The organism is Neobacillus sp. C211 (genome assembly GCF_051842875.1).
GTDB lineage: Bacteria > Bacillota > Bacilli > Bacillales > Cytobacillaceae > Neobacillus.
This window is the reverse complement of record NZ_JBPXRO010000086.1, coordinates 1-1,558: the sequence shown is the minus strand read 5'-3', so window position 1 is coordinate 1,558 and position 1,558 is coordinate 1. Positions and strand designations below refer to the sequence as shown.

General features: G+C 51.2%; 1 rRNA gene. It reads left to right on the top strand.

The features are described from left to right. Positions 1-1,558, top strand: a 23S ribosomal RNA gene (locus ACSU6B_RS29095); the annotation flags it as partial.

Below are 1,558 nucleotides of genomic sequence, written 5' to 3'. Positions count from 1 at the left end.
GGTTAAGTTAGAAAGGGCGCACGGTGAATGCCTTGGCACTAGGAGCCGATGAAGGACGGGACTAACACCGATATGCTTCGGGGAGCTGTAAGTAAGCTTTGATCCGGAGATTTCCGAATGGGGGAACCCACTGTTCGTAATGGAACAGTATCTTTACCTGAATACATAGGGTATGGAAGGCATACCCGGGGAACTGAAACATCTAAGTACCCGGAGGAAGAGAAAGCAAACGCGATTCCCTGAGTAGCGGCGAGCGAAACGGGACATAGCCCAAACCAAGAGGCTTGCCTCTTGGGGTTGTAGGACACTCAACATGGAGTTACAAAGGAACGGGGTAGATGAAGCGATCTGGAAAGGTCCGTCATAGAAGGTAAAAACCCTGTAGTCGAAACTTCGTTCCCTCCTGAGTGGATCCTGAGTACGGCCGGACACGAGAAATCCGGTCGGAAGCAGGGAGGACCATCTCCCAAGGCTAAATACTCCCTAGTGACCGATAGTGAACCAGTACCGTGAGGGAAAGGTGAAAAGCACCCCGGAAGGGGAGTGAAATAGTTCCTGAAACCGTGTGCCTACAAGTAGTTAGAGCCCGTTAATGGGTGATAGCGTGCCTTTTGTAGAATGAACCGGCGAGTTACGATCCCATGCAAGGTTAAGTTGAAGAGACGGAGCCGCAGCGAAAGCGAGTCTGAATAGGGCGTATGAGTATGTGGTCGTAGACCCGAAACCAGGTGATCTACCCATGTCCAGGGTGAAGTCCAGGTAACACTGGATGGAGGCCCGAACCCACGCACGTTGAAAAGTGCGGGGATGAGGTGTGGGTAGCGGAGAAATTCCAATCGAACTTGGAGATAGCTGGTTCTCTCCGAAATAGCTTTAGGGCTAGCCTCACGTAGTAAGAGTCTTGGAGGTAGAGCACTGTTTGGACTAGGGGCCCTCATCGGGTTACCGAATTCAGACAAACTCCGAATGCCAAAGACTTATCCGTGGGAGTCAGACTGCGAGTGATAAGATCCGTAGTCAAAAGGGAAACAGCCCAGACCACCAGCTAAGGTCCCAAAGTATACGTTAAGTGGAAAAGGATGTGGAGTTGTTTAGACAACCAGGATGTTGGCTTAGAAGCAGCCACCATTTAAAGAGTGCGTAATAGCTCACTGGTCGAATGACTCTGCGCCGAAAATGTACCGGGGCTAAACGTATCACCGAAGCTGTGGATTGACATCTTAGATGTCAGTGGTAGGAGAGCGTTCTAAGGGCGTTGAAGCTAGACCGTAAGGACTGGTGGAGCGCTTAGAAGTGAGAATGCCGGTATGAGTAGCGAAAGATGAGTGAGAATCTCATCCACCGAATGCCTAAGGTTTCCTGAGGAAGGCTCGTCCGCTCAGGGTTAGTCGGGACCTAAGCCGAGGCCGAAAGGCGTAGGCGATGGACAACAGGTTGATATTCCTGTACCACCTCTTTATCGTTTGAGCAATGGGGGGACGCAGGAGGATAGGGTAAGCGCGCTGTTGGATATGCGCGTCTAAGCAGTTAGGCTGAGAAGTAGGCAAATCCGCTTCTC